The following is a 12,839-nucleotide window of genomic DNA, read 5'->3' as shown; positions in this document are numbered from 1 at the left end:
CGGCTTGGGAATGTTCAAATGCCGCTTAATCCTCATCACGTTTCATTTCCCACGTGTCCTAGCCTACTATTCGCAAGCTTTAAATTCAGTTTACTTTCTTTTGGAAACAGTTTCAACCACAGTTTCAGCAACTTCCATAAATGTCACATATTGTTCACTGAATTGATTCACTTTTCTAAAAAAACAATTGACTGTAAAACAATTTATCGTTTTTATACTTTATAGGAAATTTGTGGATTTTAAACTAATTGTGCGCGAAGTTGTTCACTATTATTCCACATGTCTTCATTGTGATTTTTTAAGAAGTCAGCTAATACTTTTTTTGATCGTTCATCCATATGGTCCACGATAATTTTTCGTTTCATCGATTTATCCATTTTGTTTACATGATCGGCTAAAATTTTATAACCACGACGTTTTTCACGGTTAACGACCATTTCACATGCTGTAACCCCTGCAAAATAAGCGCCTGATTCGCTATGATCGATTGTTACCCAGACAAGCCAGTAATCTTTTCCACCTTCTGAATCTTCACGGTTCAATGTAAATTTAATGCCGCGCTCGATTGTGCTTTTCGCATGCATGGCACCGATATCAACAACTGCTGTTTCCTCTGCCACATCAATAATAACCGGTGAAACATTTTCTAATGATAGGGAACCAATGCCAAACCCTTTATGTCCATCAGTTGGATCGTTTTTTATAATAGTAAAACCCATTTTTGGTTTTGATTTTTCTTCATTTGCCATTGTAAATACCTCCAATTACGCTATTATAATTACTATACACTATATTTTACGCAGGAGGCGACTATATGCCAATCGTTACGATTAAAATGATTGAGGGCCGCTCAGATGAACAAAAACGCGCGCTCGTAGAAGAAGTAACACAAGCTGTTTCAAAAACAGTGAACGCACCAGTAGAAAATGTATCCATCATTATTGAAGAAATGTCGAAAAACCACTACGCTACAGGTGGCGTACGTGTTAGTGACAAGTAATAGAAATTTCGGGTAAAGAACAAGAGAATCTTAAAGATTTTCTTGTTCTTTTATTTGTCTGTATAAGTTGTTTTTAGTAAACAAACTTACATCCCATATAAAAAAGACGTCCACTAACTGACGTCTTGTATCTTTCGGTTATAACTTTTCAATTATTCGACGAGTTTCATCGCGTAACACTTCAGATATGTGTTCATCCTCGAAAAATTCTTCTGGATAATACACTTTATGATCGACTTTAATTCGCCCTGCAATTGCTTCAACAATGAGACTTTGCTCGGAAAGTTCGCGCTGTGTGCCATCTTGCATGAGTAAGAAGATCGGCTTTTTAGTTCCTTCATTTCCTGGACGGTAAAAATCGTATGGTAAATCCGACGTGGAGTCATGTACGACGTAATAATTAGGATCATAACCAGCTTCTTTAAATAATCGGCATAATTCTCCATATACTTTTGCGTTCTCGGTTGGATTTAAGTTTACGTATTGGAACAGTTTGCGATTGACGAAGCGGCGACATAGATCACTTAAAATCGAATCATCTTCATGAATCCAAAATTGGAAATACGCGAGCAATATACTTTCATCTAACGCTAAATAATCTTCTACCGTAACGTTCCCTTTGAAAAACGGTTGAAAATACGTTGGTTCTTGTTTAAATTGATATCCTTGTTGGCACAGTACCTTCACGCGTTTTAATATATGATTTAACACGACTTCTGCACTGCGTGACACGGGATGGAAATAAATTTGTAAATACATTTGATAACGAGACATGATATAGTCCTCGACCGCGTGCATACCGCTTTCTTTAATGACCACCCCATTTTCACGTGGGCGCATGACGCGCATAATGCGTTCCATATCAAAATGTCCGTAGCTTACACCTGTATAATAGGCATCTCGCTGCAAGTAATCCATACGATCCGCATCAATTTGACTCGAAATTAGACTAACGACTAATTCATTTGGATACGTTTTTTCAATGACTTGCGCTACTTTTTCAGGAAAATCCTCCGCAACACGGCGAAGTATGCTGTTTACTTCGGTATCTCCTAATAAAATTTGACGCGTAAAATATTCGTGATCGGTTTCAAATACATTTTCAAATGCATGTGAGAATGGGCCATGTCCTAAATCATGGAGAAGTGCTGCACATAATACGAGTAAGCGCTCGTTTTCATCCCATTCCGGGCGTCCTTTAAATACATCATCCATAATACGGCGAACAATTTCGTATACACCAAGAGAATGACTGAAACGGCTATGTTCAGCGCCGTGGAATACTAAATAGGTTGTGCCGAGTTGTTTAATTCTGCGTAAGCGTTGGAATTCACGGGTTTTGACTAAATCCCAAATCACTTGATCGCGTACGTGGACGTATCGGTGGACGGGGTCTTTAAATACTTTTTCTTCTTGTAATTTTGCCGTTGCATATGTAGTCAAATGAACCGACCTCCTTGCTCTTTATTTCCTATTATACTTGGTGCTTGTTATAAAATGAAATGGAGAGTGTCATAGGTTAATCAAAATTCTATGAAAGTGTTTCGGACTTTGGCGGGCTGGGCACCGCATAGGAAGGATTCTATATATTAGAAGACTGGCGCCTACCATTGTAAGCGCCAGTACGTGAATACAAGTAAAAGGAAAATGGATACACCATCTATTGGTGGGTCTTTCACGAAGCACAAAGGCGAGTCGTACAGATATGTGCAACATGTCTGTGCGGCTTGCGTGCGAAGAACCCACCAAATGACTATCCCCGAATCATCTCTATATTAGAAGAACTATCCCCGTTGATAATAGTCTTTACCAACCTTATAGGAACAACGCCGTATTAGAAAACAAAACCACCAATCACAAAATTTCATGTGGTTGGTGGTTTTATGTTGTTACTTCTTTAGTTTGTCGAGTACCTTTACCATTAACTCCTCTTCAGTTAATGCGGCTACTGGACGGTTGTTTACGAATGTGAATGTTTTTTTGCGACCTGGGCCACAGTATGAATGACAGCCAATTTCAATCGTTGCTTCTGGATCAATTTCTTTTAATTTTGGAATTAACGTCTTTAAATTAACGGCCTGACATTCATCGCAAACGTGGAATAAGTTTGCCATTGTGCCAACACCTTTCTATTCTTTTTAACCTATTTGCTATTGTATCGTATCACTACATCTTCCTTCAAGCAAAATCCTAGTATTTCCGCCAAATGTCTGATAGTTAAAATAAGCTGCAGAAATCTAGTAATTGATTACGATTTATTGAATAAGTTCCCCCCCCTTGGACATGATAGATTTGAGCAATCAAACTATCGAAAGGCAGGAGGTCAATGAATGACAAAAGTAAGACAAGATGCTTGGGTAAAAGAAAATGATGAATTATTAGCAGAGGCGGTTTTGCGACATGTAAAGGAAGGCAGTACACAGTTAAATGCCTTTGAAGAAGCAAGCGATTTATTAAATCGAACGGCTGCAGCCTGTGGATTTCGCTGGAATGCGGTCGTACGTCGCATTTACGAAGAAGAATTAACGAGTGCGAAAAAAGAACGGAAAGAACGGATGCGTGTATTAAATGCTGCATCGAAACGAAGAACGAATCCATTTTACTTAGTACCAACGAACGAAGAGGAACCAGCTTCAATCCCTCTTTCAGCGCTCTCACTTGATATTGTGATCGCCTACTTAGTCAGACTTCAACACTCTAATACATCTGAACAGGATATTTTAAAATGGCGGAAATTAACGAGTCTACTGACTGAGCAAAAGAAAGAATTGGAGAAACAGCTAGCCGTTCTTCAAAAAGAAAATAAATCGATTAAAGAAGATTACGAGCAATTTGTATCGATTATGAATCGGGCGCGTCGACTTGTGACACTTGAAACAGAGGAAGAACCCGCTGGACCTACATTTAAAATGGAGAAAAACGGTAATCTTGTTCCTCACAACCCTTTAAATACTGAAAATGGCGAAGTGCATTATTAAGCACCTCGCCTTTTTTTAGCGTAACATCGATTCGTTACGTTTTAAAATACGCTCTAAATAAAATTGATACAGGTCCATTTCATCTTGCTGTAATGGCATTTCGTTATATTGTCCATTCCAACCTTGAAGAAGCTGACGAATGCGTTCGTTCACTTGTTGTACCGTTATATCTGTCCCTGTAAGCTCCTGCAACGACGCCATAACATGCGGTGTGATCACTGGATAGCTAAATTTCGTTTCCTCACCTTGTAAACCTGCTTCATAAAACTTTTTCACAAGCTCCGCGCGTTCACTGCCACTGCCTTCCACGCCCAAATAAATTTGCACAGCAATACCATTTTTCATACGGCGCTGTGAAATACCTGCAAACTTTTTACCATCAATACTCAAATCATATGAACCTGGGCAATACGAGCCGACAATTTCATAAGCTTCGATCTTGTGTGCTATTTCCGGGAACAATAGACGAATAAACTCAACCATATACTCAAATGCTGCATTAATGCTTAACGGTTCATTTTCATTTAATACAATCGAAATATTTAGTACGCCTGCATCTAAAACAACTGCCAAGCCTCCTGAATTTCGGACGATTGGATGGTAGCCATGCGCGATTAATTGATCCATTCCAGATTCAATATGTGGAAGACGGTGATCTTGAATACCTAGCACAACCGCGTCATGATGCACCCAAGTACGAATAGCGGGATTGCTCCTATTTTGTCCAATAAGATGGCAAAGTGTATCATCCACCGCAAAGGATTCTAACGGTGAGCGCTTGTTGGCACTAATCGATTGATCGATAAAACGCCAGTTCGTTTGCTCAAAAATTTCAGTCATAATTTTAACTCCTATAGTTAATTTCTATTTCCTTTAGCATACCGCAAATGAAAGTCATGTCAAATTGATGAAATCTGCCATTTTGCGGGTTTCAGTCGATTTTTTTTAATGCTTTTGTGCTAAACTAATTGTGAATCATTTTCAATAACGAGGAGTGTTTATAATATGAATGAAGCAGCAATTACATTAGATGGCTGGTACGCATTACATGAATTCCGTTCAATGGATTGGACATCATGGAAATTAGTTTCAGCTGAAGAGCGCGAAGCAGCAACAAAAGAATTTATCCAATACTTAGAGGATCTAAATAAAGATACTGGCTCAAATGCCTTCTACTCAATCATTGGTCAAAAAGCAGACTTTATGATGATGACGTTACGTGAAACACCAGAAGAATTAAATGAAATCGAAACAAAATTTGCGAAACTTGCGATTGCAGATTTCACAATTCCAACGTATTCATATGTGTCAGTAGTCGAATTATCAAACTACTTAGCAGGGAAATCAGATGAAGATCCTTACCAAAACCCACATATTCGTGCGCGTTTATACCCTGAATTACCAAAGTCTAAATACGTTTGTTTCTATCCAATGGATAAAAAACGTGAAGGTAACGACAACTGGTACATGCTTTCAATGGAAGAACGTCGTGAATTAATGTATTCACACGGTTTAATCGGTCGTAGTTACGCTGGTAAAATCAAACAAATCATTACAGGTTCTGTTGGTCTAGACGATCACGAATGGGGCGTAACTTTATTCTCTGATAATATGTTAGAATTCAAAAAAATCGTTTATGAAATGCGCTTTGATGAAGTATCAGCTCGCTACGGCGAATTCGGTGAGTTCTTAGTTGGGAACTTATTAGATAACGAAAAATTAGAGAAGCTTTTAGCCATCTAATTAATACATGTTAATGGAGCTATTTGACTCGTCAGATAGCTCCATTTTTTAGATGAAGAAGATTTTTTACGTAACGAAAAAGCGAAAAAGAAAAAAGCTTGATTGGCGTCAATCAAGCTTTCTTTTTCAAGTGGGTATCGGTCGTTTTTTGCTCACTGTCCGTTTGACAAATTAAAATTACGGTATGAACAAAAAAGCCAATGCACAATAATACGATATATAAAAACCACGGTATCTGTGGATTCATCCATTTTCCAAAAGCGATTGCAACAGTAGCACAAATGACAATGACAAGTGCAAGTTTCCATTGTACTTTAGGTTGTTCCACCTATTCACTTCTTTCTTATTTTTTGATGAATTTCTTATATTCTGTCCTCAAACAGTATCATCACCCCTGCTCACCCAATTTGTTAAAAATTTTTACATAATTATTTCACATAGGTTATTCAAGTTTCCATAAAATTATACGCCATTTTGAAATCATCATTTTTTCAATGGTGCATATACTGTTTGAAAAGGAGGTGCTTCATTCGCCTGACTTTCAAACAAATAATCGATATACTACGCTACTAACTCTATCATGCGGGCTGAAGCAGAAGGCGAATGTCCATAAGCAGTACTATGAACAGTTGCATAGCGGGCACTTTAAGGCACGTTGCTTCTTTTCGCCAACGACTTCCGATTGTATTAACATGTAATTTTCTTATAGAAAGGATGCAAAATTGACTTACTATTGGACTTCTCCAATGCAACAAATGAATCCGTCTGGTATACCGTCCCAAGCAAATTTACAAGGTTCGACGTTTCCGCGCGAAGAATCCTATATTGAAAACATTTTACGTTTAAATCGAGGAAAACCTGGGAACTTTTATTTTTCGTTTGATAATGCGGTTGCGGGCAACAATACGCGTGCGGTTCGTGGGGTCGTTGAAGCAGCGGGCCGAGATCATGTGATTTTACGCGATTTAAAAACGGATCATCGCTTTTTATTCCCGATGATTTACTTTGATTATGCAGAATTTGATGAAGAACTCAATTATTTCACCCAAACACCATAAGAACAAAAGTGCTAAAGAGCCGTTTAGCCCCGATAAGCTTTGGAGGACCCGACAAGAAAGTAAACGTTCCACCACTTTCGTAGGAGGGGCCGAAAAGCTCGAGGAGCTGGCGCTGTTGCCTAGACGTGAAGTACACTTTATTTTTAAAATTATCCATACTACGAGCGATTTACAATTTACTTACTTACAAAAAACGCCTCCTACAGCTGTCTAAGCTATAGGAGGCGTTTTATTAACGTACTTTAAATTGTTGGATTTCGCTTTGTAAATCCTGTGCATTTTCCGTTAATGTAATGGCTACTGCATTAACTTGTTGCATTGTTGCAGATTGTTCCTCTACTGCTGCAGCTATCATTTCAAGATTGCTACTCGATTCACTTGAACCAATGGCAATTTCATTAACAGAAGCGGTTACCTCTTCCGCACTTGCTGATAATTGCTCTGACGTTGCGGAAATTTCTTGAATTTGCGTTGTCATTTGATTGACTGCTTTTGCAATCGATGTAAACGACTCGCCCGCTTCCGTAATAATTTGAACGCCGTCTTTTACGGATACTAACGATTCTGATACAGCGCGCTCTACATTTTCGGTGTCTGCTTTAATTTCTAGTGTTAAGCTAACGATTGAGCTTGCTGAGTTTTTCGATTGTTCGGCTAGCTTACGAACTTCATCTGCTACAACAGCGAAGCCTTTTCCATGCTCTCCTGCACGTGCGGCTTCGATCGCTGCATTTAATGATAACAAGTTCGTTTGATCCGTAATATCTGTAATGACTTTTGAAATATTATTAATTTCCTCTGTTTGTTGCGCTAATTTTTGGACTAACGCATTGACTGAATTTGTTGATTCATTAATAATTTTCATTTGGTCTTTTGCTTGAACAATAATCGTTCCACCATTCGTTGCTGTATGTGACGCATCTAATGAATTGGAATGTAAGGCTTGTGTCGCTTCTGCAATTCGGTGTATCCCTTGTGCGGTTTCTTCCATCGCTCGGGCACTTTCCGTTGATGCTTGTGCTGATACTTGCGCAGTTTCTGTCGTAGCCTCTACGCGCATTGTTACTTCTTCGGTCGATGCTGAAATTTCTTCTGTACTTGCTGAAAGCTCCTGTGCAGAACCACTTAACTGCTCTGAATTCACTTGAATATTTTTGATTAAATTCGATAAATTATTTTTCATCGCATTGAATGCATCACCTAATTGACCAATTTCATCTTTTGTTTTCATGCGAACATCTTCACGAGATAAATCACCTGATGCCACATATTTTGCTTCACTAACTACTAGTTTTAATGGCATAGTAATTGTTTTTCGAATAGATATAATAAAGCTAAATACAATAATGACACAAATTATTAAAGCGATGATGGCCACTATTTTTGTTAAAGCAATGGCTGCATCTGTTTCTTTGCTGATTTTATCTAGTTGTTCTTCTTGATATTGTACGATTTGTGCCGCAACCTCTAAAATCCCGTTATTCGCATCACGCAATTTTGTATTGATAAATCCATTTGCTAAACGCGTTTCCCCTCGATTATACGTATCGACCATATCTAACGCCCCATTATTAAAGGCTTTGTTATACGATTTAATTTCTTCAATATAAGCAACCATCTGTTCATTTGTCGTTAAACTTTCTAAATGAGTGATTGCATCAGTTAGATAGGTCTTATAAAGTTCAAAATTTTCGAAACTCTCATCTTTCCCATCTAAAACAACTGAACGAGCATATAAGCCTTGCATGGCAGTCCCAAATCGAATATCATCCACTGCACGAATTTGTTCAACTCGATTATTTAAAGCTTCTTCTGTTTTACTTTCAATATTATTTATACTGAAAAAGTTTACTACTACGGTTAATGTAAATATCGCAATCATCGAATAGAAAGCCATATTTAGCTTTGTTCCAACGCTCATTTCTTACTTCCTCTCTTAAATAACTCTATTTTATTTTTATTTGTCCAGCATTAGTTTTTCATTCAACTTCGCTATTTAAATAGTCTAATGTCGCTTTTCCTAAAACTTGTGCCGCAATTAACATCGCACGCTCATCAAAGTCAAACTTCGCATGATGATGTGGATAAGCCTCTTCCCACTCTGGATTTTTGGCTCCAGTGAAGAAAAATGTACCTGGAACATGCTGCATATAATAACCAAAATCTTCGCCAATCATAAATGGCGGACAAACAGAAACTTGTTCAACCGATGGAATTTGTTGTGCTACTTGCGCAATAAATTGCGTATCGTGCGCATGATTCACTACCGGCGGGTATCCATCAAAATAGGCATATTCATAAGTGGCATGCATCGCTTTACATGTATAGTTTAATAAATGTTCAATTTCTTCTTTAATTTGTTCGCGGACTTGTTCGTCAAATGCTCGAACCGTCCCCTGAATTTTCACTGTATCCGCAATGACATTGAACGGATTAATGGCTTCAAAAAGGCCGACTGTTATCACAGCAGATTGTAAAGGGGCTACTCTACGCGACACAATTGTTTGTAATTGCGTTACAAAATGGGCGCCTACAACAATGGCGTCCACCGAATGTTGTGGTTCTGCACCGTGCCCGCCTTTGCCTTGAATGACGAGTTCAAAGCGGTCTGCTGCCGCCATAATTGCCCCTTCACAGACAAGTACTTCTCCTAGTGGTGTCGGTGCCCATAAATGCGTGCCGTAAATGACGTCAACACCATCTAAACAGCCATCCTCAATCATCGCCTTTGCACCACCCGGAGCTACTTCTTCAGCATGTTGATGAATGAAAACAACATTTCCTGATAACGCTTCACGCATTTCCACCAAAATTTTGGCTAATACTAATAGCGTTGCGGTATGTCCGTCATGTCCACATGCATGCATAATGCCATCGTTTTTTGATTTATAAGGTAAATCATTTAATTCCTGAATCGCTAGACCGTCAAAGTCTGCTCGTAATGCAACCGTTTTTCCAAGCTTTGCACCCCGAAGCGTTGCAACGACACCGCGTCCGCCTACCTGTTCGCGAACTTCTAAGCCGAGCTCGCGGTAAAAACTTGCGATATAAGCGGGTGTATGTACTTCTTCATGAGACAATTCGGGATACTCATGTAAGTAACGTCTAATGATAACCATTTCTTCAAAGCTTTCTTGTAACTTCGTTAATAATTGATCCATTCATTTCCCACCTTTTTCCGATTACTATATAACTATACAATAAATTCCGACAATTTTGAAAAACTTTTACTTTTTACCTAAATTTAGATTTTAAAAAATAGAGAAATGGAAGTATTTCATAAAAAAAAGCACAAATTTGACCAGGTCAAATTCGTACTTTAGGCGTTGTAAGTTATTTTTCTCTTTATGCTTTTTTCAGTGCTGTTTTAATAATCATAAACCAGCCAATTAAAAATAGTACGCCACCAATTGGTGTGATGGCACCTAATACTTTAATTCCTGTAATAGCAAGAACCATTAGGCTACCTGAGAAGAAAATGATTCCTAAGTTGAAGCAGATCATCGCCGTTTTTAATGCTTTTACTTCGCCAAAAATGGCTTTTGACATTAAGATGCCGACTATAATAAGAGCCACGGCATGGAACATTTGGTATTGAACTGCTGTATCCCAAATACCTGCACCGTAATCATCTAATACTTCCTTTAATGCATGTGCAGCGAATGCACCAAGCGCTACAGCTAAAAATCCGTGAATCGCACCTGAAACAATTGAACTTTTCATTAGTATTACCTCTCTTTTTCTCTATTAGAAATCAAAAATAGAATCACCATTCGCATCCGCTTCTTCTAGCTTTTGCGACGAATTCATCACTGGTTGTGTAAAAACGGGCGATGGGATTGATTGATTTACAAAATTCGATTCTGTATATGATGTGCGCGATTGGTTTGACTGAACCGCATCATCATTCAATACGACATCGCATAATGCGCGAATCGCTGTTAGCTGTTCGCGGACATGCTGTTCATCTTTTGTATCGTTCGCTTGTACGGCAAGCTTTGCAATTTGCGCTACAATTTTTTCATATGTAATCATCGCTGATCCTCCCGTTTTTTTGGTACAAATTTTAAGCAATCCATACCAGAAGATTTCTTCACTAGAACAGATGGCAGCTGCTTTGTTTTAAAGCCATATGCTGAGCAGCCACGTGGATTGTTTGGATCCCAAGTTACGCGGAAGTATTGACATTTAAAGCAATCGACATTCATCAGTTACTCCCTCTCTTTCATACTCACTTTACCATGCTTTCATCAAAAAGTTTAGCCTGTTTATGCGGGATACACCAATCGATGGGTGCTTGTCCTAATTGAATTAATGCATCATTTGTTTTGGAATATGGGTTACTGCCAAAAAAGCCACGATGCGCGCTTAATGGACTAGGATGTGGCGCTTCTAAAATGATATGCCCATTTGGATAGCGTTCAATTATTTGACGTTTACTTTGTGCAGGTTTTCCCCACAATAAAAAGACAACAGGCTGCTCGCGTTTGGCTATACTTTCAATAACTGCATCTGTGAATTGTTCCCAACCCTGCCCTTTATGCGAATGTGCTTCACCCGCGCGCACAGTTAATACTGTATTTAATAACAGAACTCCCTGCTTTGCCCAATGTGTCAGCTCCCCGTGATCTGGCAATTCGCACCCTAAATCGTCCTGTAATTCTTTCATCATATTTCTTAGACTGGGTGGAAGCTTTTGTCCTGGTAATACGGAAAAACTTAACCCATGTGCTTGACGTGGTCCATGATACGGATCTTGTCCTAATAATACGACTTTCACATCATCATAATCTGTGTATGTTAATGCGTTAAGGACAGCTTCTTGCTTCGGATAAATCGTAGCTTCGTTATATTCTTTGGCTAAAAATGTTTGCAACTTCTTATAATAATCATAGGTTGTTTGTTCATGTAATACATCACGCCATTTATTCGTTACTGTTTCAATCATTTCGTTCACCTCTTCTTTCAAAAGTAGTCAATTCATAAAAAAATTTCAAGCAGAAATTCTGACCTTATAGTTTTTTTAATTTCTGGCTATTTTTATATAGTCAGTTGCGCGTTATACTAAATGCAATTATACTTCGAATTTTCAATTTAAGGAGAAATGCGATATGACGCTCAAAAAAACATTAACAATTGCAGGTTCAGATACATCAGCTGGTGCAGGAATGCAAGCTGATTTAAAGGCTTTCCAAGAACATGGAACATACGGGATGGTCGCGTTAACGGTTGTTGTCACGATGGATCCAAAAACGTGGAGCCACAATGTGACACCACTTCCAACAGAACTTTTACAAAAACAGTTGGATACCGCGCTATCTACAGGCGTTGATGCCATTAAAACTGGCATGCTTTCTACAGAGGAAATTATTCAAATGGCTTCAAAAGCGATTCAAAACTCTGGTACAGATAAAATTGTCATCGATCCCGTAATGATTTGTAAAGGCGACGACGAAGTGTTGAATCCTGGGAATACTACAGCGATGATTCACTACTTATTACCTTTTGCAACAGTTGTAACACCAAACTTATTTGAGGCAGGTCAGTTAGCTGGCGTACCTACACCAAAAACAATTGAAGAAATGCAAAGCGCTGCCCAAAAAATTCATGCGCTAGGTGCTAAAAATGTTGTCATTAAAGGCGGCAAAGCATTAGCACATGATAAAGCCGTCGATTTATTCTTTAACGGGACTGAGTTTAAATTATTAGAAACAGAAAAAGTCGCTTCTACTTATAATCACGGTGCCGGCTGTACATTTGCTGCGAGCGTTTGTGCAAACTTAGCAATTGGACTTTCTGTTGAAGAAGCAGTCATCGAAGCAAAACAATTTGTTTCTGCTGCCATTAAACATGGATGGGCATTAAACGAGCATGTTGGACCAGTCATGCACGGCGCAAAACCCCGCTACGGCGCGCCTAAAGTAACCGTAACGACGATTTCAAATGAAACGATTATGTAAATGAATGCATTCGTCACACAACAAATTAACCGGTTGTGTGACTTTTTCTTTTCATCCTTTGAAAAACTTTACTATACTTAACTTAATATGATTCGAAAGG

16 protein-coding genes are annotated in these 12,839 nt (G+C 38.6%); 5 read left to right on the top strand and 11 right to left on the bottom strand.

Translation table 11 applies throughout. The features are described 5' to 3' along the window. Positions 1–239: 239 nt before the first annotated feature. Positions 240–749: a YwhD family protein gene (locus tag DCE79_RS02140; protein ID WP_108711486.1), complete on the bottom strand. Its 510-nt coding sequence runs from the start codon at positions 747–749 to the stop codon at positions 240–242. Between the two features lie 65 nt (positions 750–814). Here DCE79_RS02140 and DCE79_RS02135 point away from each other — a divergent pair, with 65 nt between their 5' ends. Continuing rightward, positions 815–1,000, top strand: coding sequence for a 2-hydroxymuconate tautomerase (locus DCE79_RS02135; protein ID WP_108711485.1), 186 nt, complete (start codon positions 815–817; stop codon positions 998–1,000). 138 nt (positions 1,001–1,138) lie between these two features. Here the strand turns inward: DCE79_RS02135 and DCE79_RS02130 are convergent, their stop codons facing one another. Together DCE79_RS02130 and DCE79_RS02125 are read right to left on the bottom strand one after the other, a co-directional pair. Further along, positions 1,139–2,443 (bottom strand): HD domain-containing protein, encoded by a 1,305-nt coding sequence (locus DCE79_RS02130; RefSeq protein ID WP_108711484.1) that lies wholly within the window; start codon positions 2,441–2,443, stop codon positions 1,139–1,141. A 446-nt stretch (positions 2,444–2,889) separates the two neighbouring features. Then, positions 2,890–3,114: a YuzB family protein gene (locus DCE79_RS02125; protein WP_008404549.1), complete on the bottom strand. Its 225-nt coding sequence runs from the start codon at positions 3,112–3,114 to the stop codon at positions 2,890–2,892. Between the two features lie 216 nt (positions 3,115–3,330). Here DCE79_RS02125 and DCE79_RS02120 point away from each other — a divergent pair, with 216 nt between their 5' ends. Next, on the top strand, positions 3,331–3,978 hold the full coding sequence (locus DCE79_RS02120) for an RsfA family transcriptional regulator (protein ID WP_108711483.1): 648 nt from the start codon (positions 3,331–3,333) through the stop codon (positions 3,976–3,978). A 15-nt stretch (positions 3,979–3,993) separates the two neighbouring features. On the opposite strand, the gene DCE79_RS02115 is transcribed toward DCE79_RS02120, so the two are convergent. Continuing rightward, positions 3,994–4,818, bottom strand: a complete 825-nt coding sequence (locus DCE79_RS02115) for an octanoyl-[GcvH]:protein N-octanoyltransferase (protein WP_108711482.1) — start codon at positions 4,816–4,818, stop codon at positions 3,994–3,996. A 165-nt stretch (positions 4,819–4,983) separates the two neighbouring features. Between DCE79_RS02115 and hemQ the strand changes: the two genes are divergently transcribed. Next, on the top strand, positions 4,984–5,721 hold the full coding sequence (gene hemQ, locus DCE79_RS02110) for a hydrogen peroxide-dependent heme synthase (protein ID WP_108711481.1): 738 nt from the start codon (positions 4,984–4,986) through the stop codon (positions 5,719–5,721). Between the two features lie 112 nt (positions 5,722–5,833). Here hemQ and DCE79_RS02105 read toward each other — a convergent pair whose 3' ends face one another. Beyond that, entirely contained in the window at positions 5,834–6,049 is a 216-nt protein-coding gene (locus tag DCE79_RS02105) for a hypothetical protein (RefSeq protein WP_108711480.1), read from the bottom strand. Positions 6,050–6,467: 418 nt separating this feature from the next. On the opposite strand from DCE79_RS02105, the gene gerQ reads away from it, so the two are divergent. Then, on the top strand, positions 6,468–6,779 hold the full coding sequence (gerQ, locus tag DCE79_RS02100; protein WP_108714401.1) for a spore coat protein GerQ: 312 nt from the start codon (positions 6,468–6,470) through the stop codon (positions 6,777–6,779). Positions 6,780–7,011: 232 nt separating this feature from the next. Here the strand turns inward: gerQ and DCE79_RS02095 are convergent, their stop codons facing one another. From DCE79_RS02095 to DCE79_RS02070, 6 genes are all read right to left on the bottom strand, one after another. Beyond that, positions 7,012–8,700, bottom strand: coding sequence for a methyl-accepting chemotaxis protein (locus DCE79_RS02095; protein ID WP_108711479.1), 1,689 nt, complete (start codon positions 8,698–8,700; stop codon positions 7,012–7,014). 58 nt (positions 8,701–8,758) lie between these two features. Beyond that, complete coding sequence (locus DCE79_RS02090) at positions 8,759–9,940, bottom strand: M20 family metallopeptidase (RefSeq protein ID WP_108711478.1); 1,182 nt, start codon at positions 9,938–9,940, stop codon at positions 8,759–8,761. A 184-nt stretch (positions 9,941–10,124) separates the two neighbouring features. Next, positions 10,125–10,502 (bottom strand): DUF423 domain-containing protein, encoded by a 378-nt coding sequence (locus DCE79_RS02085; protein WP_108711477.1) that lies wholly within the window; start codon positions 10,500–10,502, stop codon positions 10,125–10,127. Between the two features lie 24 nt (positions 10,503–10,526). Continuing rightward, positions 10,527–10,814 carry a YwdI family protein gene (locus DCE79_RS02080; RefSeq protein WP_108711476.1) on the bottom strand — a complete coding sequence of 96 codons (288 nt, stop codon included), beginning with the start codon at positions 10,812–10,814 and terminating at the stop codon, positions 10,527–10,529. Then, on the bottom strand, positions 10,811–10,987 hold the full coding sequence (locus tag DCE79_RS02075; protein WP_108711475.1) for a uracil-DNA glycosylase: 177 nt from the start codon (positions 10,985–10,987) through the stop codon (positions 10,811–10,813). The genes DCE79_RS02080 and DCE79_RS02075 overlap by 4 nt, the downstream gene beginning before the upstream one ends. Positions 10,988–11,010: 23 nt before the next feature. After that, entirely contained in the window at positions 11,011–11,727 is a 717-nt protein-coding gene (locus tag DCE79_RS02070; protein ID WP_108711474.1) for a uracil-DNA glycosylase, read from the bottom strand. A gap of 163 nt (positions 11,728–11,890) precedes the next feature. Between DCE79_RS02070 and thiD the strand changes: the two genes are divergently transcribed. Next, positions 11,891–12,739: a bifunctional hydroxymethylpyrimidine kinase/phosphomethylpyrimidine kinase gene (gene thiD / locus DCE79_RS02065; protein WP_108711473.1), complete on the top strand. Its 849-nt coding sequence runs from the start codon at positions 11,891–11,893 to the stop codon at positions 12,737–12,739. Positions 12,740–12,839 lie beyond the last annotated feature (100 nt).

It is taken from the genome of Lysinibacillus sp. 2017 (assembly GCF_003073375.1).
Lineage (GTDB): Bacteria > Bacillota > Bacilli > Bacillales_A > Planococcaceae > Solibacillus.
Note: the sequence above shows the minus strand (reverse complement) of the source record. Positions and strands in the feature narration are given on the sequence as shown.

Bases quoted from the DNA above. Each gene is read 5' to 3' on its own strand.
- DCE79_RS02090 (WP_108711478.1), bottom strand. From the start codon at position 9,940: ATGGATCAATTATTAACGAAGTTACAAGAAAGCTTTGAAGAAATGGTT.
- thiD (WP_108711473.1), top strand. From the start codon at position 11,891: ATGACGCTCAAAAAAACATTAACAATTGCAGGTTCAGATACATCAGCT.
- hemQ (WP_108711481.1), top strand. From the start codon at position 4,984: ATGAATGAAGCAGCAATTACATTAGATGGCTGGTACGCATTACATGAA.
- DCE79_RS02135 (WP_108711485.1), top strand. From the start codon at position 815: ATGCCAATCGTTACGATTAAAATGATTGAGGGCCGCTCAGATGAACAA.
- DCE79_RS02115 (WP_108711482.1), bottom strand. From the start codon at position 4,818: ATGACTGAAATTTTTGAGCAAACGAACTGGCGTTTTATCGATCAATCG.
- DCE79_RS02095 (WP_108711479.1), bottom strand. From the start codon at position 8,700: ATGAGCGTTGGAACAAAGCTAAATATGGCTTTCTATTCGATGATTGCG.
- gerQ (WP_108714401.1), top strand. From the start codon at position 6,468: ATGCAACAAATGAATCCGTCTGGTATACCGTCCCAAGCAAATTTACAA.
- DCE79_RS02080 (WP_108711476.1), bottom strand. From the start codon at position 10,814: ATGATTACATATGAAAAAATTGTAGCGCAAATTGCAAAGCTTGCCGTA.
- DCE79_RS02125 (WP_008404549.1), bottom strand. From the start codon at position 3,114: ATGGCAAACTTATTCCACGTTTGCGATGAATGTCAGGCCGTTAATTTA.
- DCE79_RS02070 (WP_108711474.1), bottom strand. From the start codon at position 11,727: ATGATTGAAACAGTAACGAATAAATGGCGTGATGTATTACATGAACAA.
- DCE79_RS02075 (WP_108711475.1), bottom strand. From the start codon at position 10,987: ATGAATGTCGATTGCTTTAAATGTCAATACTTCCGCGTAACTTGGGAT.
- DCE79_RS02140 (WP_108711486.1), bottom strand. From the start codon at position 749: ATGGCAAATGAAGAAAAATCAAAACCAAAAATGGGTTTTACTATTATA.
- DCE79_RS02120 (WP_108711483.1), top strand. From the start codon at position 3,331: ATGACAAAAGTAAGACAAGATGCTTGGGTAAAAGAAAATGATGAATTA.
- DCE79_RS02085 (WP_108711477.1), bottom strand. From the start codon at position 10,502: ATGAAAAGTTCAATTGTTTCAGGTGCGATTCACGGATTTTTAGCTGTA.